At 72.4% G+C, this 18,273-nt stretch carries 18 protein-coding genes and 1 pseudogene; 4 read left to right on the plus strand and 15 right to left on the minus strand.

The window, feature by feature from the left end:
• Positions 1 to 267: 267 nt before the first annotated feature.
• From FR742_RS25930 to FR742_RS25965, 9 genes and pseudogenes are all read right to left on the minus strand, one after another.
• Positions 268 to 1,563, minus strand: a complete 1,296-nt coding sequence (locus FR742_RS25930) for a cell wall metabolism sensor histidine kinase WalK (RefSeq protein ID WP_148033349.1) — start codon at positions 1,561 to 1,563, stop codon at positions 268 to 270.
• Entirely contained in the window at positions 1,560 to 2,222 is a 663-nt protein-coding gene (locus FR742_RS25935; protein WP_148033350.1) for a response regulator transcription factor, read from the minus strand. Before FR742_RS25935 ends, FR742_RS25930 begins: the two co-directional genes overlap by 4 nt.
• 10 nt (positions 2,223 to 2,232) lie before the next feature.
• Positions 2,233 to 2,946: a S1C family serine protease gene (locus FR742_RS25940; protein WP_222709057.1), complete on the minus strand. Its 714-nt coding sequence runs from the start codon at positions 2,944 to 2,946 to the stop codon at positions 2,233 to 2,235.
• Between the two features lie 104 nt (positions 2,947 to 3,050).
• Positions 3,051 to 3,992: a VWA domain-containing protein gene (locus tag FR742_RS25945; RefSeq protein WP_148033352.1), complete on the minus strand. Its 942-nt coding sequence runs from the start codon at positions 3,990 to 3,992 to the stop codon at positions 3,051 to 3,053.
• Positions 3,993 to 4,255: 263 nt separating this feature from the next.
• A pseudogene (locus tag FR742_RS25950) lies at positions 4,256 to 5,149 on the minus strand (DUF58 domain-containing protein); the annotation flags it as partial.
• On the minus strand, positions 5,146 to 6,126 hold the full coding sequence (locus FR742_RS25955; protein ID WP_148033354.1) for a MoxR family ATPase: 981 nt from the start codon (positions 6,124 to 6,126) through the stop codon (positions 5,146 to 5,148). The pseudogene FR742_RS25950 and the gene FR742_RS25955, both read right to left, overlap by 4 nt.
• Entirely contained in the window at positions 6,123 to 6,266 is a 144-nt protein-coding gene (locus FR742_RS44720) for a hypothetical protein (protein ID WP_187281305.1), read from the minus strand. The genes FR742_RS25955 and FR742_RS44720 overlap by 4 nt, the downstream gene beginning before the upstream one ends.
• 168 nt (positions 6,267 to 6,434) lie before the next feature.
• Positions 6,435 to 7,820, minus strand: coding sequence for a glycine--tRNA ligase (locus FR742_RS25960; protein ID WP_187281306.1), 1,386 nt, complete (start codon positions 7,818 to 7,820; stop codon positions 6,435 to 6,437).
• 97 nt (positions 7,821 to 7,917) lie between these two features.
• Positions 7,918 to 8,205 carry an antibiotic biosynthesis monooxygenase gene (locus FR742_RS25965; RefSeq protein ID WP_148033355.1) on the minus strand — a complete coding sequence of 96 codons (288 nt, stop codon included), beginning with the start codon at positions 8,203 to 8,205 and terminating at the stop codon, positions 7,918 to 7,920.
• A gap of 63 nt (positions 8,206 to 8,268) precedes the next feature.
• Here FR742_RS25965 and FR742_RS25970 point away from each other — a divergent pair, with 63 nt between their 5' ends.
• Positions 8,269 to 8,667 carry a DUF6703 family protein gene (locus FR742_RS25970; RefSeq protein ID WP_261808746.1) on the plus strand — a complete coding sequence of 133 codons (399 nt, stop codon included), beginning with the start codon at positions 8,269 to 8,271 and terminating at the stop codon, positions 8,665 to 8,667.
• On the opposite strand, the gene FR742_RS25975 is transcribed toward FR742_RS25970, so the two are convergent.
• Genes FR742_RS25975 through sucC form a run of 6 tightly spaced genes read right to left on the minus strand, consistent with a single transcriptional unit; the run spans position 8,660 to position 15,560 of the window.
• Positions 8,660 to 10,192 (minus strand): aldehyde dehydrogenase family protein, encoded by a 1,533-nt coding sequence (locus FR742_RS25975; protein WP_148033356.1) that lies wholly within the window; start codon positions 10,190 to 10,192, stop codon positions 8,660 to 8,662. The genes FR742_RS25970 and FR742_RS25975 overlap by 8 nt on opposite strands.
• A gap of 11 nt (positions 10,193 to 10,203) precedes the next feature.
• Entirely contained in the window at positions 10,204 to 11,928 is a 1,725-nt protein-coding gene (gene gcl / locus FR742_RS25980) for a glyoxylate carboligase (RefSeq protein ID WP_148033357.1), read from the minus strand.
• Complete coding sequence (locus FR742_RS25985; protein ID WP_148033358.1) at positions 11,925 to 12,785, minus strand: 2-hydroxy-3-oxopropionate reductase; 861 nt, start codon at positions 12,783 to 12,785, stop codon at positions 11,925 to 11,927. Before FR742_RS25985 ends, gcl begins: the two co-directional genes overlap by 4 nt.
• On the minus strand, positions 12,782 to 13,546 hold the full coding sequence (locus tag FR742_RS25990; RefSeq protein WP_148033359.1) for a hydroxypyruvate isomerase family protein: 765 nt from the start codon (positions 13,544 to 13,546) through the stop codon (positions 12,782 to 12,784). Before FR742_RS25990 ends, FR742_RS25985 begins: the two co-directional genes overlap by 4 nt.
• Positions 13,543 to 14,430, minus strand: coding sequence for a succinate--CoA ligase subunit alpha (sucD, locus tag FR742_RS25995; RefSeq protein ID WP_148033360.1), 888 nt, complete (start codon positions 14,428 to 14,430; stop codon positions 13,543 to 13,545). The genes FR742_RS25990 and sucD overlap by 4 nt, the downstream gene beginning before the upstream one ends.
• Positions 14,430 to 15,560, minus strand: a complete 1,131-nt coding sequence (gene sucC, locus FR742_RS26000; protein WP_148033361.1) for an ADP-forming succinate--CoA ligase subunit beta — start codon at positions 15,558 to 15,560, stop codon at positions 14,430 to 14,432. The genes sucD and sucC overlap by 1 nt, the downstream gene beginning before the upstream one ends.
• 137 nt (positions 15,561 to 15,697) lie before the next feature.
• On the opposite strand from sucC, the gene FR742_RS26005 reads away from it, so the two are divergent.
• The 3 genes from FR742_RS26005 (at position 15,698) to FR742_RS44725 (ending at position 18,251) form a co-directional block, all read left to right on the plus strand.
• Positions 15,698 to 17,035, plus strand: coding sequence for an OFA family MFS transporter (locus tag FR742_RS26005; RefSeq protein WP_148033362.1), 1,338 nt, complete (start codon positions 15,698 to 15,700; stop codon positions 17,033 to 17,035).
• A 160-nt stretch (positions 17,036 to 17,195) separates the two neighbouring features.
• The gene (locus FR742_RS26010; RefSeq protein WP_148033363.1) at positions 17,196 to 17,939 is read left to right on the plus strand and encodes a GntR family transcriptional regulator; all 744 of its coding nucleotides are present in this window, start codon (positions 17,196 to 17,198) and stop codon (positions 17,937 to 17,939) included.
• Between the two features lie 138 nt (positions 17,940 to 18,077).
• Complete coding sequence (locus tag FR742_RS44725; RefSeq protein WP_187281307.1) at positions 18,078 to 18,251, plus strand: hypothetical protein; 174 nt, start codon at positions 18,078 to 18,080, stop codon at positions 18,249 to 18,251.
• Positions 18,252 to 18,273: the final 22 nt, after the last annotated feature.

Raw genomic sequence — 18,273 nt, forward strand, 5'->3', positions numbered from 1 at the left:
GATGATGAAACTGCACTCTTCGGTTAAGTCAACGTTTCCCCAGCTCAGACGCCCTTCAGAGGTCTAATCCATTGATTATTCCGACCACTTCGGGAAGTGGTTTATACCAATGGTTCAAACCAATTCTTGAGCATCGGGCGCAGAATCGGATCACTGCTATACAAGCCGTCGGAAGGGCTGGCGTACGGGTCGGTCATGGAGATCAGCCGGCACCCGCGCGGCGGCCCGCGGATGCCGCAGGCGCGACGATGGCAGCAGGCCGGACCGTCAGGGGAAAGGGTTGTGGTCGGGCGCCGGGCCGGGGGCGCCGCCGCGGGCCGGTAGCCACAGCACGAACGTGGCCCCTTCCCCGATCCGCGAGTGCACCGCCACCCTGCCGCCGTGCGACTCCACGATCTGCCTGACGATCGCCAGCCCCAGCCCGGTGTGCCGGTCGCGGCGGCTGGCCTCTCCGCGCCAGAACCGGTCGAACACCCGCGCCTGGTCCTCCGCCGCCAGCCCCGGCCCGTCGTCGCGCACGGCCACCCACAGCCAGCCGCCGGCTTCGTCCACGGCGGTCTCCCGGTGACCGGCCTTCTGCTGGCCGGCCTTCGCGGCCGCCCAGCCCGCCGCGCGGTGCAGCGGCCGCAGGCGGGACGCTCCGCCGGAGATCATGTCCGTCGCGCCCCACCGGCCGGCGGCCACCCGCACCCGCCCGCCCGGCGGGGACAACCGCACCGCGTTGGACAGCAGGTTGGCCACCGCCCGCCGGAGCGCGTCCTGGTCGCCGGTCGTCTCCAGGCCGGGCGTCAGCCGCCTGGTGATGGTGAGGCCGCGCGCGGTGGCCAGCGCCGCGTACTCCTCGCAGGCCTCGACGGCCACCCGTGACAGGTCCAGGTCGGTGTCGGCGAACGCGGTGCCCTGCCTGCGGGCGCTGGCCAGCAGGTCCTCCACCAGGCGGGTCATCCGGGTGGTGGCCCGGTCCACGACGGCGACGGCCCGGCCGCGCTCCTCCTCGCTCGCCTCCGGCGACAGCAGCACCGCGTCCACGTTCGCCCTGATGATCGTCAGCGGGCTGCGCAGCTCGTGGGAGGCGTCGTCGATGAGCTGCCGTTGCGCCCGGAACGCCTCCTCCAGCCTGTCGAGCATGGTGTCGATGGTGTCGGCCAGGTCCTTCAACTCGTCGCTCGGGCCGCGCAGGGTGATCCGCCGTGACAGGTCCGTCGCCTGGATCTCCTCGGTGGTACGGGTGATCGACCGGACCGGCCGCAGCACCCGGCCCGACAGCAGCCAGCCGATGCCCAGGCTCGCCGCGAACAGCCCGCCCAGCGTGTACAGCGAGTAGTCGCGCAGGGTGGCGAGCGTCCCGACGTTGATCGCGTTCTCCACCTCTTCGATGAACACCACTTCCTGCTTGCCGACGTACTCGCCGTCCCGGTACGTCTTCGCGATCTCGGTCGCGTACGAGCGCTGCTCGGTCGTACGGGAGACCGCGTAGTAGATGCCGCCCAGCACCAGCGCCGCGAGCAGGAAGAGCAGCCCCGAGTAGAGCACGGTGAGCCGGAACCGGATGGTGTGGATCATGCGGGCTCCCTGAGCCGGTACCCCCGGCTGATGACGGTCTCGATCAGGCCGTCGGCCTGGAGCTTGCGGCGCAGGTTGCCGACGGTCACCCGGACGGTGTTGGTGAACGGGTCGGCGTGCTCGTCCCAGACGTGCTCCAGCAGTTCCTCGCTGGAGACCACGTAGCCCGGTCTGGTCATCAGGTAGTGCAGGACGCCGTACTCCTTGGGGGTGAGCGCCAGCGCCCGCCCGTCCAGCGACACCTCCATCCTCGCGGTATCGATCCGCAGCGTTCCCACCTCGAGGACGGAGGTGCCGCCGGTGTCCCTGCGCAGCAGGGCTCTGACCCTCGCCAGCAGTTCGGGAAAGGCGAACGGCTTGACCAGGTAGTCGTCGGCGCCCTCGTCGAGTCCGCGCACGCGGTCGTCCAGCCGGTCCCGCGCGGTGACCATGATGATGCGCACGCCGTCGCCCGTCGCCCTGACCGCCCGGCACAGCTGGAAACCGTCGCCGCCGGGCAGGTTGAGATCGAGCAGCACCAGGTCGTAGGAGTTGACCTGGAGCTTCTCGTGCGCGGTGAGGGCGTCGGCGGCCACGTCGACCGCGTATCCGGCCCGGACCAGGCCCACGCGTAACGCCTCCACCAGGTCTTCCTCGTCCTCGACGACCAGCAATCGCATACTTCGGACCCTAGTTTCGGATGAGGCGGTCCGCGATGGGCGCGGCCCGGTCGATGGGGATGGCGAACCCGATGCCGATGTTGCCGCCGCCCCGCCCGGCCGCGATCGCGGTGTTCACCCCCACGACCTGGCCGCGGGCGTTGACCAGCGGGCCGCCGGAGTTGCCCGGGTTGATGGAGGCGTCGGTCTGCACCGCGGTACGGGACGCGCCGCCCAGCCGCACCTCCCGATCGGTGGCGCTGACGATGCCGGCGGTGACCGTCCCCGACAGGCCGAGCGGCGAGCCGATGGCGAGCACCTGCTCCCCCACCGACAGGTCCGCCGACCGGCCCAGCGTGGCCGGCGGCAGGCGGGCGGAGCCCGCGCCCACCACCTCCAGCACGGCCAGGTCCTCGTCGTCGTCGGAGCCGAGCACCCGCGCGCCCAGCCTGCGGCCGTCGCTGAGCACCACCGTCACGTCGGACGCGCCCCGCACCACGTGCGCGTTGGTGAGGACATGGCCGCTCCCGTCCACCACGAAGCCGGACCCGCCTGCCCGGCCCGCCTCGACGGACACCACGCTCGGCAGGACCATCGCGGCCGTCGCGCTCAGCCCGGTCGCGCCGCCCGAGGCGGCCGGCGCCGCCCGGGGCAGTGCGGTGGCGGGTTCCCCGTATCGGAAGGCGGCCGCCCCCGCCAGTCCGGCCGCGGCACCGGTGACCGCCGCGACGAGCACGGCGGTCACCAGGAGACGACCGCCCCGGCGCGCGGGTTCCACGGGGCGTGAGGGCGGCGGGACGGCAAGGGGCACCTGCGTGAAGGCGGGGCCGCTGGGCCTGCCGAGCCCGTTCACGGCAGCCTCGCGAACCAGAGCATCGAGGTGGCCGCCGCCAGCAGCGCCGCGATCAGCCCTGCCGCGACGAACCACTGCCAGATCTCCTGCCGTTCGGTCCGATAGCCGACCGAGGTGCCGATGTCCTCGTACACGGCCTGGAGCTCATCGCCGCTGGCCGCCTCGTAGAAGCCGCCACCGGCCGTCTCCGCGAGCCGTTGCAGCGCGGGGCCGTCCACCGGCACGGGCAACTGTCTTCCCTGGAGTTCGATGACGCCCTCCTGCGTGCCGTAGGCGATCGTGGTGACGGGCACGCCTCGGGCCGCCGCCTCGCGCGCCGACTCCTCGACGGTCCGGCCGGTCGTGTTCTCGCCGTCGGAGAGCAGCACGATGTGCGCGGGCGGGGCCTGCTCCTCGGTGTCGAGCGCCTCGATGGCGTCCAGCGAGGAGTAGACGGCCTCGCCGATGGCGGTGCCCGCGGTGGTGGTCAGCCGGTCGAGCGCGCCGAGCACGGCCGGGCGGTCGGTGGTCGGCGGCACGACGACCGAAGCGTTCTCGGAGAACGCCACCAGGCCCAGGTTGAACCGGGGCGGCAGGTGCTCCACGAACTGGGTGGCCGCCTGCCTGGCCGCGCTGAACCGGTCGGGGCTGACGTCGGTGGCCGCCATCGAGGCGGACACGTCGAACGCCACCATGATCGTGGCCCGTTCCCTCGGCACCGTCACCTCGGCCGTCGGCCTGGCGAACCCGGCCACCAGCAGCACGAACATGGCGAGTGACAACGCCGCCGGCACGTGTTTGCGCCACCCCGGCCCGCGCGGGGCGACCTTGTCCAGCAGATCGAGATTCGTGAACCGCACCGCGTACTCGGTGCGCCGCCTCTGCGCGACCACGTACCCTGTCGCGAGCAACGCGACGGGCACCAGCAACAGCAGCCACATCGGCGAGAGCAGCGTCATGCGACCTCACCCCCTCCCGGCGGAGGCCCCTCACCGACGACCTGCCCCCTCCCGGCCGGCCGCCCCTGACCGAGCGGACGGTCTTCCTCAGACGGGGCGTCGGAGCGGGCGAGGGCCCGGCGGAAGGCGGCGAGCCGGGCAAGCCCCCGTCTCCGGCCCTCTCCGGATCCAGCGGGCTCGGGTGAGGGGCCGTTTCCGGAAGGACGGCCTGCCGTCGTGGTGGTTGAAAGGGGTGCGGGGGAAGGCCCCGCGGCGGCGGAGCGGTGGGCGAGGCGACGGTGCTTCAGGACGTGGCGCACCAGGTCGCGTACCCAGTCGCCGTCCGTGCGCAGGCGCAGGTGGGCGACCCCCGCGCGGCGCAGGCCGGCTTCGATGGCGGCCCGCTGGCCGGCGGCCGCTTCGGCGTAGCGCAGGCGGAGGCGGGCGCCGGCCGTGGAGACCTCGCGCCGCCGCCCCGTCTCCGGGTCGACGAGCGTCAGGACGCCCACGTCGGGGAGCGACAGCTCCCGCGGGTCCAGGACCTCGACCGCCAGCACCTGGTGCCGGGCGGTGAGCCGTCGCAGCGGCCCCTCCCACGTCCGCGGCGCGTCCAGGAAGTCCGACACCACGACCACGAGGCCGCGCCGCCTGACAGTCCGGCAGAGCTGATCGGCGGCGGCGCCCAGGAGCGACCCGGGGGTGCCGGGCGGGGTGCGCGGCAGCGAGAACACGGCTCGGAGCAGCGCCATCAGGTGCGGCCGCCCGGTCCTGGCCGGCAGCACCCGGACGCCGTCTCCGTGCAGCAGGTGCGCGCCCATGCGGTTGCCGGTGCGCTGGGTGAGGAAGCCGACCGCGGCGAGGGCGGCCAGCGCCAGCTCCCGCTTCTCCATCGACGCCGTGCCGAAGTCCATGCTGGCGCTGGCGTCGAGCAGCGCCCAGATCTCCAGCTCGCGGTCGGCGACGAGCTCGCGCACATGGGGTTCGTTCGTGCGCGCGGTGACGTTCCAGTCCATCCGCCGCACGTCGTCTCCGGCCTGGTACGGGCGAGCCTCCGCGGGTTCGCTGCCCGGCCCGGGGAACAGTCCGAGATGCTCGCCCTGCAGCAGCCCGTCCAGCCGCCTGGTGATGGTCAGCTCCAGCCTGCGCAGCGCGGGCTCGGCCGTCAGGTAGGAGCTCATGCCGCTGACTCCTGCTGCGGGGCGACGACCGGCAGCGGCACCGCCGCGAGCACCCGGTCCACGACGGCCCGCGGCGGGACGTCGTCGGCCAGCGCGTCGAACGACAGCACCAGCCGGTGCGCCATCACGTCGTGCGCCAGGTCTCGCACGTCCTCCGGCAGCACGTACTCGCGCCCCCGCATGAGCGCCAGCGCCCGGCCGGAGGCGAGCAGGCCGAGGGTGGCGCGCGGGCCGGCGCCGAAGGCGAGCAGCCCGCGCAGGTCGGTCAGCCCGTAACGCTCGGGCTCGCGGGTGGCGTGGACGAGGCGGACGGCGTACTCGGCGACGGCGTGGTGCACGAACACCTCGTCGGCGCGCCGTTGCAGCGCCACCACCTGGTCGGGGGTGAAGACCGGCTGCGGTCGCGGCGGGTCCACGCTCATCCGGTAGGCGATCGCCAGCTCCTCCGACTCACTGGGATAGCCGACGTCGACCTTGAGCAGGAACCGATCGCGCTGCGCCTCCGGCAGGTGGTAGACGCCTTCCGACTCGATGGGGTTCTGGGTGGCCAGCACCAGGAACGGCCTGGGCACCTCGTAGGTGCGCCCGCCGATGCTGACCTGACGCTCAGCCATGATCTCCAGCAGCGCCGACTGCACCTTGGCGGGCGCCCGGTTGATCTCGTCGGCGAGCAGCAGGTTGACCATGACCGGGCCGAGCTCGATGTCGAAGGTCTCGGTCGACGGCCGGTAGATCCGGGTGCCGACGATGTCGGACGGCACCAGGTCGGGCGTGAACTGGATGCGCGAGAACGTGCCGCCGACGACCGTGGCGGTGGTCTCGGCGGCCAGCGTCTTGGCGATGCCGGGCACCCCTTCGAGCAGGCAGTGCCCGCGGGCCAGGACCGCGACGAGCAGCCGCTCCACCATGTGGTCCTGCCCCACGATCACCCTCTTGACCTCGAACAGCGCCCGTTCGAGCAGCGCGGCTTCGGTCATGGCCTGGCCTCGGGGCAGTCGTCGACGACGACCCGCAGTTCCAGCGCCGAGGGCTCCGGCTCGGCCATGGCGGCGCCGCCGGTCGCGAGGAGCGCACCGGCGGCGGCCAGGCCGAGCGCGAGAAGTGTTGTGCGTGCCATGGATCCCCCTGTCTTTCAGCTATGGGGGCCACTCCATCAAGGGCACGCGAAAAGGGGCGTAACACTGGCTTTTACATGATTTTTCGGTGCACGGGGTCTGGAGTGAGCGGCGCGGCACACAACAGAAGGGGGCCCCTCCGTAGAGAGGCCCCCGCGACGCGGCGCGCGTCAGTCGTTGAGGTGCTGGCGCAGGTAGCTCTCCACCTGGTCGATGGAGATGCGCTCCTGGCCCATGGAGTCGCGCTCGCGGATGGTCACGGCGTTGTCCTCGAGCGTGTCGAAGTCGACCGTGATGCAGAACGGAGTGCCGATCTCGTCCTGGCGGCGGTAGCGGCGGCCGATCGCGCCCGCGTCGTCGAACTCGACGTTCCACCGCCTGCGCAGCGCCGCGGCCAGGTCGCGGGCCTTGGGCGACAGGTCGGCGTTGCGCGACAGCGGCAGCACCGCGGCCTTGACCGGGGCGAGCCGGTGGTCGAGCCGCATGACCGTGCGCTTCTCCATGACGCCCTTGGCGTTGGGCGCCTCGTCCTCGGTGTAGGCGTCGATGAGGAAGGTGAGCGTGGCCCGGTCGACGCCGGCCGACGGCTCGATCACGTAGGGCACGTAGCGCTCGCCGGTCTCCTGCTCGAAGAAGCTCAGGTCGGTGCCGGACGCCTTGGAGTGGGCGGTCAGGTCGAAGTCGGTGCGGTTGGCGATGCCCTCCAGCTCACCCCACTCGCCGCCGGCGAAGTTGAAGCGGTACTCGATGTCGACGGTGCGCTTGGCGTAGTGGGAGAGCTTCTCCTGCGGGTGCTCGTAGAGGCGCAGGTTGTCCTTGGCGATGCCGAGGTCGGAGTACCACCGGAAGCGCTCGTCGATCCAGTATTGGTGCCACTCCTCGTCAGAACCGGGCTTGACGAAGAACTCCAGCTCCATCTGCTCGAACTCGCGGGTGCGGAAGATGAAGTTGCCGGGCGTGATCTCGTTGCGGAACGACTTGCCGATCTGGCCGATGCCGAACGGGATCTTCTTGCGCGCCGACTGCTGCACGTTGAGGTAGTTGATGAAGATGCCCTGCGCGGTCTCCGGCCGGAGGTAGGCCAGGCCGGACTCGTCCTCGACCGGGCCGAGGTAGGTCTTGAGCAGGCCGCTGAACTGGCGCGGCTCGGTGAAGGCGCCCTTGTTGCCGCAGTTGGGGCAGGTGACGTCGGCCAGGCCGCGCTCGGGGGCCTTGCCGTTCTTCTCTTCGTACGCCTCGAGCAGGTGGTCGGCGCGGTAGCGCTTGTGGCAGGACTGGCACTCGGTGAGCGGGTCGGTGAAGGTCTCGACGTGGCCGCTGGCCTGCCAGACCTCGCGGGCCAGGACGACGCTGGAGTCGAGGCCCACCACGTCGTCGCGCGACTGGACCGTCGACAGCCACCACTGCCGTTTGACGTTGTTCTTCAGCTCGACGCCCAGCGGGCCGTAGTCCCAGGACGCGCGCAGTCCGCCGTAGATCTCGCTCGACGGGTATACGAGCCCGCGGCGCTTGGCGAGGCTGACGATGGTGTCCATGACGTCGGTGCGTCGTGCCATGTTGATCGGATCTCTTTCCGGCTGGAGGTCGGCGAGGAAATGAATGTGTGAGATCCCAGCTTAGGGGAAGGGCGAGCGGCTCCGCGCCCGACTATCGCTACGCCCCGTCTTGGACGAGAACGTCCTCGAAGGCGGACGGTTCGTTCACCATGAGGATCATGAGCGGGTACATCTCCATCCGGGCGGTGGACAGCGCCCGGCGGTAGAACCCGGCGCCCTCCCACTCGGTGACCAGGGCCCACAGGTTGGGCTCGTCGACCGATCTGGCGAGCCTGCCGCGCAGGTAGCCGGGCTGGGCGGCGAGCGTGTCGAGGATGACCTCGGCCTGCTTGGCGAAGCCTTGCGACTGGGCCTCTGGAACGGTGTAACGGATCACGGCGAGCACGCCCCCAGCATGTCAGACGATCCATGGATGCCGGGGCGATTCGGGCGGCGCTAGGCTCGGGCCGTGGCCACTGACGACGACCGCCTCAGACATCCGATGGCGCAGCCCCGCGAGGATCACCAGGGCAAGCCCAAGCGACCGCTGCCGCCGGGCGAGCAGTTCTTCACGCCCGGGGCGACGGGGATGCGCAAGGCCGTGGAGCGGCGCAGCGCGGCGCCGATGGCGTTCCTGTACACACAGGTGCCGCGCTGGGTGACGCCCGCCGTGATGGTGGTGCTGCTGCTGGCCGGGATCGCGGTGCAGAACTGGCTGGGCGGGCTGGCCGTGCTGCCGGTCGTGGTGTTCGTCGGCTGGCTGGCCTATCTGTCGTGGCCGTCGCTCGGGGCGGGCGGCAAGCTGTTGCGGGTGGCGATGCTGACGTTCCTGGTGCTGGTGGTCTTGACCCGGTTCGGGTTCAAGTAGGGATGAGGGTGTAGCCGGGGAAGTTGCCGGGCAGGCGCTCGCCGTCGGGGCCCTGGGTGGCGGCCCTGACGAGCAACTCGCCGCCGACGAACGCGCCGCGCCAGGAGGCGCCGAGCCCGCCGAACAGCTCCTCGCGGTCGCCCCGCGAGCGTGGCCGGTTGTGGCCGACCTTGAACGCCCGCACGTCCGGGGCGAGCCTGCGGTACGTGTCCTCCTCGTCGCAGGAGAGCGTGGCGACCAGCGCGCCGTTGCTGGCGTTCATCGCGGCCAGCAGCTCCGCCTCGGTGTCGACGAGCACGAAGCTGTCGACGGGGCCGAACGGTTCGGCGTGGTGGAGCGGGGACGAGCGGGGCGGGTCGAGCAGGGCCACCGGCGCAAAATAAGCCGAAATATCCTGACCGGGCAGGAAATTTCCGGACTCCACGGACGCCCGGTGCAGCGGCACCGCCCCCCGCGCCACCGCCTCGTCCACCTGGTCGGCCAGCTCCTTGGCCTTCGAGGCGTTGATCAACGGCCCGAAGTCCAGCTCCGGCAGCGGATCGCCGGGATGGGCGACGGCGAGCGGATGCCCGAACCGCAGCGACCCCACCGCCTCCAGGTAGGCCCCGAGGAACTCGTGGAACAGCGATCGCTGCACCACGAACCGCGGGTAGGCGGTGCACCGCTGCTTCCCGTAGTCGAAGGAGGCCCGGATCTGCCGGCCGAGCAGCTCCCAGCCGGAGTACTCCCACACGCCCCAGCAGTTGAGCCCCTCCTGCTCCAGCACGTGCCGCCGGTCCAGGTCGGACAGCGAGCCCGCGACGTTCCCGCCGGCGTCCCTGCCGCCCACGAACGACACGCAGCCCAGCGACCTGCCCGCCACCAGCACCGGTGACAACTCCGCCCCGCTCCCGCTGACCAGCGTGAACGGCAGCCCTTCCCGGACCGCGAGCGCGCACGCCAGGGTGAGGCAGCACAGCCCGCCGTCGGTCGGCGTCTTGGCGATGACCGCGTTGCCGGCCAGCGCCTGCACGAGCATGGCGTGCATGAGCACGCTCATCGGGTAGTTCCAGCTCGCGATGTTGCTGACGGGGCCGGGCAGCGGGGCGCGCCCCGCCGCCATCCGGTCGATCTCCTCCACGTACCAGCGCACCCCGTCGAGGCAGCGGTCGACGTCGGCGCGGGCCGTCTTCCACGGCTTGCCGATCTCCCACACCAGCAGCAGCGCGAGCAGGTCGCGGTGCGCGGCCATGGACTCCACGGCCGCCGACACCCGCGCCTTGCGCTCCTCCAGCGGCACGTGCCGCCACCGCCGGTGCTCCTCCACCGCGCCCGCCACGGCGCGCGCGGCGCCGGCCCGGTCCAGCCGGGGCGGCCCGGCGATGGCGGTGCCGTCCACCGGCGAGAACACCGGCGCGGGCCGCCCGTCCCGCTGCCAGAACCCGCCCCAGTGGTTGAGCACCCTGTCGTGGTGGAACGCCTCCGGCGCCGTCTCGCAGCACCTGTCGTACGCGTCCTGCCAGGACGTGCCCGGTTTGACCTGCATGAGCCTTCCTCTCAGTCTGACCAGTCGACGGCGACGAGCTCGGGCAGCGGCTCGAACTCCTTGACGGCGTCCAGCGAGGGACCCATGGCGGCGTTGGCCTCGCGCTCCACCATCACCTCCACCAGCACCGGAAGCCGCCGGCGGGCCGCCTCGCCGGACGCCCATGCCAGCGCGTCGCGGATGTCGCCGGGCAGTTCCACCCGGCGCGCCGGGCAGCCGAAGGACTCCATGGCCTTGACATGGTCGATGCCGCCCTCTCCGTAGTGCAGGTCCACCGCGAAGTTCATGCCGTACGGGATCTCGGCCTGCCTGATGAGACCCAGATACTCGTTGTTGATCATGACGATCACGAACGGGATGTTGTACTGGGCGGCGACCGCGACCTCCTCCATGAGGAACTGGAAGGAGTAGTCGCCGACGACCACCACGACGTCGCGCTCCGGGTGCGCGGTCTTCACCCCGATCGCGGCCGGCACCTCCCACCCGAGCGGCCCGGCCTGCCCGCACACGAGGTAGCGGCGCGGCAGGTAGGTCGTCTGGAACTGGCCGGACCAGATCTGGTAGAGCCCAATGGCGGTGACGAACGTGGTGTCCCTGCCGAAGTGCTCGTTGATCTCGCGGAACACCCTCGGCGGCTTGATCGGCACGTCCTCGAAGTCGTCCCTGCGGACCAGGGTGGCGCGCAGCTCGCCGACCCGGCGCACCCACTTGCCCGGCCGGCGCGGGGCGGGGTGCCGGGAGCGCGCCTCGTCCAGCAGCCCGGCCAGCACCGGCCGGGCGTGCCCGACGATCCCGAGGTCGGGCTCGAAGACCCGGCCGAGCTGCATGGGCTCGATGTCGACGTGGATGAACCGCCGGTTCCCCCGGTAGACGTCGAGGTCGCCGGTGTGCCGGTCGCCGAACCTGGCGCCCACGGCCAGCACGAGGTCGCTGTCGAGGAAGGCGGCGTTGCCCCACCGGGTCTGGGTCTGGATGCCGGCCATCCCGGCGAACAGCGGGTGGTCCTCCGGGAAGGCGCCCTTGCCCATGAGCGTCACCTGCACCGGCACCTGAAGGTGCTCGGCCAGGCGGCGCAGCTCCTCGTGCGCGTCGGCGATGATCACGCCGCCGCCGGCCAGGATCAGCGGCCGCTTGGCGGCGGCCAGCAGGTCCACCGCCCTGCGCACCGCCTGGGGCAGCGGCCTGGGCTCCTCGACGGGCAGCGGCGCGTCGACCGCGGGATCGTACCGGCAGGTCCCGCGCTGCACGTCCAGCGGCAGGTCGACGAGCACCGGCCCCGGCCGCCCCGAGCGGGCGATCCGGAACGCCTCGCGGAACAGCCACGGCGCCTGCGCGGGCTCCTTGAGCTGCACCGCCCACTTGGTGACCGGTTTGGCGATCTCCACGATGTCGACCGCCTGGAACGCCTCCTGGTGCAGCTTCGAGCTGACCGCCTGACCGGTGACGCAGATCATCGGGATCGAGTCGGCCATCGCCGTGTAGAGCCCGGTGATCATGTTGGTGCCGGCGGGGCCGGAGGTGCCGATGCACACGCCGACGTTCCCGGTCACGCGGGCCCAGCCGTCGGCGGCGTGCGTGCCGCCCTCCTCGTGGCGGACCGTGATGTGCCGGATCGAGCTGTGCTGGAGCGCCGCGTACAGCGGCAGGATGGCGGCGCCCGGGATGCCGAAGACGGTGTCCACGCCCTCCGACTCCAGCACCTTGACCACGGCCTCCATGCACGGGACGGCGTTCATCCGTTGAACCTTTCGACGACCTTGAGCAGGGCGGAGTGGTCGAGCGAGCCGTGGCCCTGGGCGCGGGCGGCCGCGACGAGCTGGGCCACCTGCGCGGTGAGCGGCAGCGCGACGCCGGCCTGGCGGGCGGCGGCCACGGCGATGCCCATGTCCTTGTGGTGCAGGTCGATGCGGAAGCCGGGGGCGAACTCCCGTCTGATCATGGTGTGCCGCTTGATGTCGAGGATCCGGGAGCCGGCCAGACCGCCCGCGAGCACGTCCAGACCGGCCACCGGGTCCACCCCCGACGCCTCCAGGAGCACGATGGCCTCCGCCACCAGGCCGTAGATGCCGCCCACCACGAGCTGGTTGGCGGCCTTGACCGTCTGGCCCGCGCCGGGCGGGCCGACGTGCACGATCGTGGTGCCGAGCGCGCCGAGCACCGGCCGGGCCGCCGCGAAGTCCTCGGGGTCACCGCCCACCATGATCGACAGGGTGCCGTCGACGGCGCCGCGCTCGCCGCCGCTCACCGGCGCGTCCAGGGCGCGGACGCCCTTGGCGGCGGCCTCGCGGGCGACCCACCGGGAGGTGTCCGGCCTGATCGTGCTCATGTCCAGGTAGATCAGGCCGGACGCGCCGTGCGCGACGACGACCGGCGCGACCTCCTCGACCTGCGGCGAGTCGGGCAGCATGGTGATCACCACGTCCGCGTCGGCGACCGCCTCGGCGACCCCGGCCGCGCCCTTGCCGCCGCGGGCCTCCAGCTCGGCGACCCGTTCGGCGCTGACGTCGTAGCCGACGACGTCGTACCCGGCCTTGACGAGGTTGGCGGCCATCGGGCTGCCCATGATCCCGAGGCCGATGAAAGCTATGGTCACTGCCGCCTCCAAGCGAACGCGCCCGGCCCCTCGTGCCGGTACTCCAGCCCGACGTGCCCCCGGTAGCCCGCCGCCGCCAGCCGGGCGAAGATCTCCGGGTACGGCATGCGCCCGCTGCCCGGTTGCCCGCGGCCGGGGTCGTCGGCGATCTGCACGTGACCGAATCTGGCGGCGTGCGCGTCGATGAGCGCGAGCACGTCCTCCCCCATCACGTGCAGGTGGTACAGGTCGGCCAGGAAGGCCACGTTGTCCCGGCCCACCTCGTCGATCAGGTCGAAGGCGGCGGCCGACGAGGTGATCGGGTAGTGCGGGTTCTCCCGGGAGTTGAGCGCCTCGACGACCACGGTGGCGCCGGCGTCCGCCGCCGCGTCGGCCGCCGCCCGCAGGTTCGTCAGGGCCAGCGCCCGGTCGGTGCCCGGGTCGTTGCCGTACAGCGCGTTGAGCGTGCCGCAGCCCAGCTCGGCGGCGAAGCCGGCGGCGACGCCGACGTTGGCCAGGAACCGCGCGGAGTCGTCCGGCCGGGCGAGCAGGCCGCGCTCGCCCGCCGCCATGTCCCCGGCGTCGAAGTTGAGCCCCACCAGGCGCACGCCGGCGTCCTCGATGGCCGCGCGGAGCGCGTCCAGCTCGGCGCGGGACGGCTCGGCCGTGCCGAACGGCCACCACAGCTCCACCGCGTCGAACCCGGCCTTGGCCGCGGCGGCGGGCCGCTCCAGCAGCGGCAGGTCGGTGAACAGGATGGACAGGTTGACGTCGAACCTCATGGCGAGAGCCTCCCGAGCGCCGAGCGCAGCAGCCGCGCCGTCTCGGACGGGGTGCGGCCGACCCGGACGCCGACCGCCTCAAGGGCCTCCTTCTTGGCCTGGGCGGTGCCGGACGAGCCGGACACGATCGCGCCCGCGTGCCCCATGGTCTTGCCTTCCGGCGCGGTGAACCCGGCGACGTAGGCCACGACCGGCTTGGTGACGTGCCCGGCGATGTAGGCGGCGGCCCGCTCCTCGGCGTCGCCGCCGATCTCGCCGATCATCACGATCGCGTCGGTGCCGGGATCCTCCTGGAAGGCCGCCAGGCAGTCGATGTGCGTGGTGCCCACCACCGGGTCGCCGCCGATCCCGACCGCGGTGGAGAAGCCGAGGTCGCGCAGCTCGTACATGAGCTGGTACGTGAGCGTGCCGGACTTGGAGACCAGGCCGATCCGCCCGGCGGAGGTGATGTCGGCGGGGATGATCCCGGCCGACGACTGGCCGGGGCTGATCAGGCCAGGGCAGTTCGGGCCGATGATCCGGGTGCCGGCGCGGGCCGCCAGGGCGCGGAACCGTACCGAGTCGTGCACCGGCACGCCCTCGGTGATGACCACGCAGAGCGGCACCCGCGCGGCGACGGCCTCCTCGACGGCGCCGAAGGTGAAGCGCGGCGGCACGAACACCACCGACACCTCCGCGCCGGTCTCCGCCGCGGCCTCGGCCACCGAGCCGAACACCGGCACCGTGCGCTCGCCGAAGTCGACCGTGCGGCCGCCCTTGCCGGGCGTCACCCCGGCCACCACGTCGGTGCCGGCGGCCAGCATGCGGGCCGTGTGCCGGGTGCCCTCCGCGCCGGTCATGCCCTGCACGAGGACCCGGCTGTCCTTGGTGAGGAAGATCGCCATCACGCACCTGCCGCGAGTCTGGCCGCCGTCTCGGCGGCGCCGTCCATGGTGGGGACCTGCCGGACCGCCGGGTGCCTGGCCTCGCTCAGGATGCGCCGCCCGGCCTCCGCGTTGTTGCCGTCCAGCCGTACGACGATCGGCCGGCCGAGGCCGCGCTCGCCGAGCAGTTCCAGAGCCGTCACGATGCCGTTGGCCACCGCGTCGCAGGCGGTGATGCCGCCGAAGACGTTCACCAGCACCGAGCGCACGTCCGGGTCGGCCAGGATGATCTCCAGGCCGTCGGCCATCACCTGGGCCGAGGCGCCGCCGCCGATGTCGAGGAAGTTGGCCGGGGCCGCGCCCGCGCCCGCCACCACGTCCAGCGTGCTCATCACCAGGCCGGCGCCGTTGCCGATGACGCCGACCCGCCCGTCGAGCTTGACGTAGTTGAGCCCCTTGGCCCTGGCCCTGTCCTCCAGGCTGTCCGCGGGCTCCGCGTACTCCCAGGAGTGGCGGTAGGCGGCGTTGCCGTCGAGCGTCACCTTGCCGTCGAGGGCCACGATCCGCTGGTCGGTGGTGCAGATCAGCGGGTTCACCTCGACCAGGACGGCGTCCTCGGCCACCATCACCCGCCACAGCCGCTCCAGCACCTGCGCGGCGGCCTCCGGCAGCCCCGCCTTGGCCGCGAGCTGCCGGGCCGTCTCCGCGTCCACACCGGTCTCAGGGTCGATCTGGACGCGCACGATGGCGTCGGGGTCGGTGGCCGCCAGCTCCTCGATCTCCATGCCGCCCTGGGCGGACACCATGGCGAGGAACCCGCCCTCGGCCCGGTCCACGAGGAAGGCCGCGTAGTACTCCTCGAAGGGCACGGTGGCGGTCTCGACGAGCACGCGGTGCGCGGTGTGCCCCTTGATGTCCATGCCGATCACGTGGCCGGCCTCGTCCTCGGCGGCGGCCGGGCCCGGGGCGGTCCTGATGCCGCCCGCCTTGCCGCGTCCGCCGGTCTTCACCTGGGCCTTGATGACGACGGGCGCGCCCAGCTCGGCGGCGATCGCGCGGGCCTCCTGGGGGGTGGCCGCGACCCTGCCCGCGGGGATCGGTATCCCGTGGCGCCCGAAGAGCTCCTTCGCCTGATACTCGTACAGGTCCATTCGAGCCTCCTTTGTAGACGGTATACCGTATGGAATATCCCCCGTCCAGACCCTCGACAGGGCTCGGTGTACCGGATATTCCATACGGTATGGAGAATGCAACAATTGTCAGAGACTGGCGCGGGCGCTCCTACCTCGTGGGACCGGTCCCCGCCGACCGCACCCGGATGTTCCGTCTCGCGCTGGCGGCCATGGCCGCGATCGGCCCCCTGCAGTACGGCTTCGCGGCCCTGCTGGCCACGGACGCGAACGGGCTGATCCTGCTGGCCGCCTGCATCGTCTTCCAGGCCGTGGGCGCGCTGCCCGCCCTGCGGCTGGTCCGCCGCGGCCGCCTGCCGGTCCGCGCCGCGCTGGCCGCCGGCGCCGCCCTCACGACGCTCGGCTTACTGACGGCCGCCGTCGTGGGCGCCGGAACCGGAACGGCGGCGTTCCCCCTCGCCCTGCTCGGGTACGCCGTGCTCGGCGGGCTCGGCGCCGGAGCCGTGTACGGGGTCTGCGGCGAGGTGGTCTCCTCCTGGTATCCCGACCGTCCCGCCGCCCGGGTGAGCATGGTGACGGGCGCCTTCGGGTACGGGTCCGCGCCGCTCCTGGTGTGGGCCGGGCTCGCGCCCGCCATGACACCGGCCGTGTTCGCGGTGGCGGCGCTGCTGGCCGCGGCGGCGATCGGGACGGCGGCCAGGTCGCTCCGGCTGGCCCCCGAGGGCTGGTGGCCGGAGACGGTGGAGCCGCGCGCGCACGCGCTGGAGGCGGCGCGGCTGCGCAGGACGCCCGGCGCGGTGCGGCAGTTCGGGCTTTCCCAGGCGCTGCGGACGCGGGCGCTGCCGGCCCTGGCGGTGATCCTGGCCTGCGCGGGCGCGGTGTCGGTGTTCGACGTGGTGGTCGTGGCGAGCACCGGAGTGTGGGGGGCGCTGGCCCTCATGGTGGCGCTCAACGGCGGCGGGCGGGCGGTCGCGATGCGGCTGTCGGAGTTCCTCGGCCGCCGCCTGGTGCTGGCCTCGGTGCTCGGACTCCTCGCGGTGGGCCAGGTCCTCCTGGCAGGCGCCATGAACCCCACCGCCAGGCCGGCCGGCGGCGTGACGGGCCTGCCCCCGGAAGCCGCGAACGCGGCCGCGCTGAATGCGGGGACCGCGCCAGGGACCGGGGCCGCGCTGGACGCCGGGGCCGTGCTGGGGGTCGCGGCCGGGAGTCCGCTGCTCTGGCTCGGCGCGATCGCCGCCGGGCTGGGCGGCGGGGCGTTCTACCCGCTGGTCGCGAGCCTGGTCAGGGAGTTCTTCGGCGAACGGCAGACCTGCGAGATCCACGCGGTCGTTTACAGCGCCAAGGCCGTGGCAGGAGTGCTCGGTGTGGCCATGGCCGCGTACGCGCTCACCGCGCCCGCGACGGTGCTCCTGCTCGCCGCGGGGCTCGCCGCGCTGCCCGCGCTGGCGTCGACGCGGCTGCGCACCCCCGGCCTGCCCGCCACGATCCCTTTGTGACGGGCCGGCCCGTCACGATCCCCCCTATGACGGACTGCCCCGTCATGATGCCCCTGTGACCTCGGTCTCTGTGATGAGACTCACGATCAGCCGAAGGTATGGGGCGGTATGCTGTAGGCAGTCGACCAAAACCATTTCGTCAGCCCCTGGAGTCAGAATCATGTTGCTGTCGGATCAGGCCGGTCGGGCGGCGGCCCCCAAGATCCCCCGCCCCGCCACGCTCCGGGAGAGCGTGATCGAGGCCATCCAGGAGCTCATCGTCTCCGGCCAGCTCAAGCCCGGCCAGCACCTGGTCGAGAGCGAGCTGGCCGAGCTGCTCGGCGTGTCGCGGCAGCCCGTCCGCGAGGCGCTGCAGCAGCTCAGCGGCGAGGGCTGGGTCGACCTGCACCCCGGTCAGGGCGCGTTCGTCCACATCCCCACGATGGAGGAGGCCGACCAGCTGCTCGCGGTCCGCGCGCTGCTGGAGACCGAGTCCGCCAGGCTCGCCGCGCGGCACGCCGGCGAGGACGGGGTGGCCCGGCTGCGCGCCCTGTGCCTGCGCGGCATCGAGGCCGTCCAGTCCGACGACGTGGACGGCGCGGTGGCCACCAACTCCGAGCTGCACGCCCTGGTCACCGAGCTGTCCGGCAACAAGGTGCTGTCCGAGCTGGCCAGCCAGGTCGCCCGCCGCGTGCGGTGGTACCACACCCCCGTGGCCCGGCAGCGCGGCATGGCCTCCTGGGAGGAGCACACCGCCCTGATCGACGCCATCGAGCGCGGCGACCAGGAGAGGGCCGCCCACATCATGCGCGAGCACACCGAGCACACCCGCGCCTCCTACATGGAGCAGCGCGAGAGCGAGCCGGTGGAGCCCGCACCCAAGCCGGTCCGGCGCCGCCGCCCGCGGACGCCGGCCACCGGTTGACCCGGCGTTCACACCCGGACGCCTATCCCGTAACACCTCGGGCAGAGGATGGGGACGCGGAAGTCGCCCCCGGCACTTCGAGCAGAGGTTTGGGACGATTTTTGTCTGAAACCAGGCGACGAAAGGAGGTGAACAGAGATGAAGAAGCTTGCCCGCTTCCTCCTTGGAGATCCCCTCGGTCAGCCCGCCGACGGCCGGCCGATCGGGATCGGCCTGGCCACCGCGCTCAGGAAGCAGCGCTCCGCCGACGACGCGGAGCGGTTCCTGACCCGGTGGGCCGAGCAGCGCCACGTGCACAAGAGCGCGCGCTGACGGCTGAGGTGCCGCGCACAGG

It is taken from the genome of Nonomuraea sp. C10 (assembly GCF_008017515.1).
In the GTDB taxonomy this organism is placed as follows: domain Bacteria; phylum Actinomycetota; class Actinomycetes; order Streptosporangiales; family Streptosporangiaceae; genus Nonomuraea; species Nonomuraea ferruginea.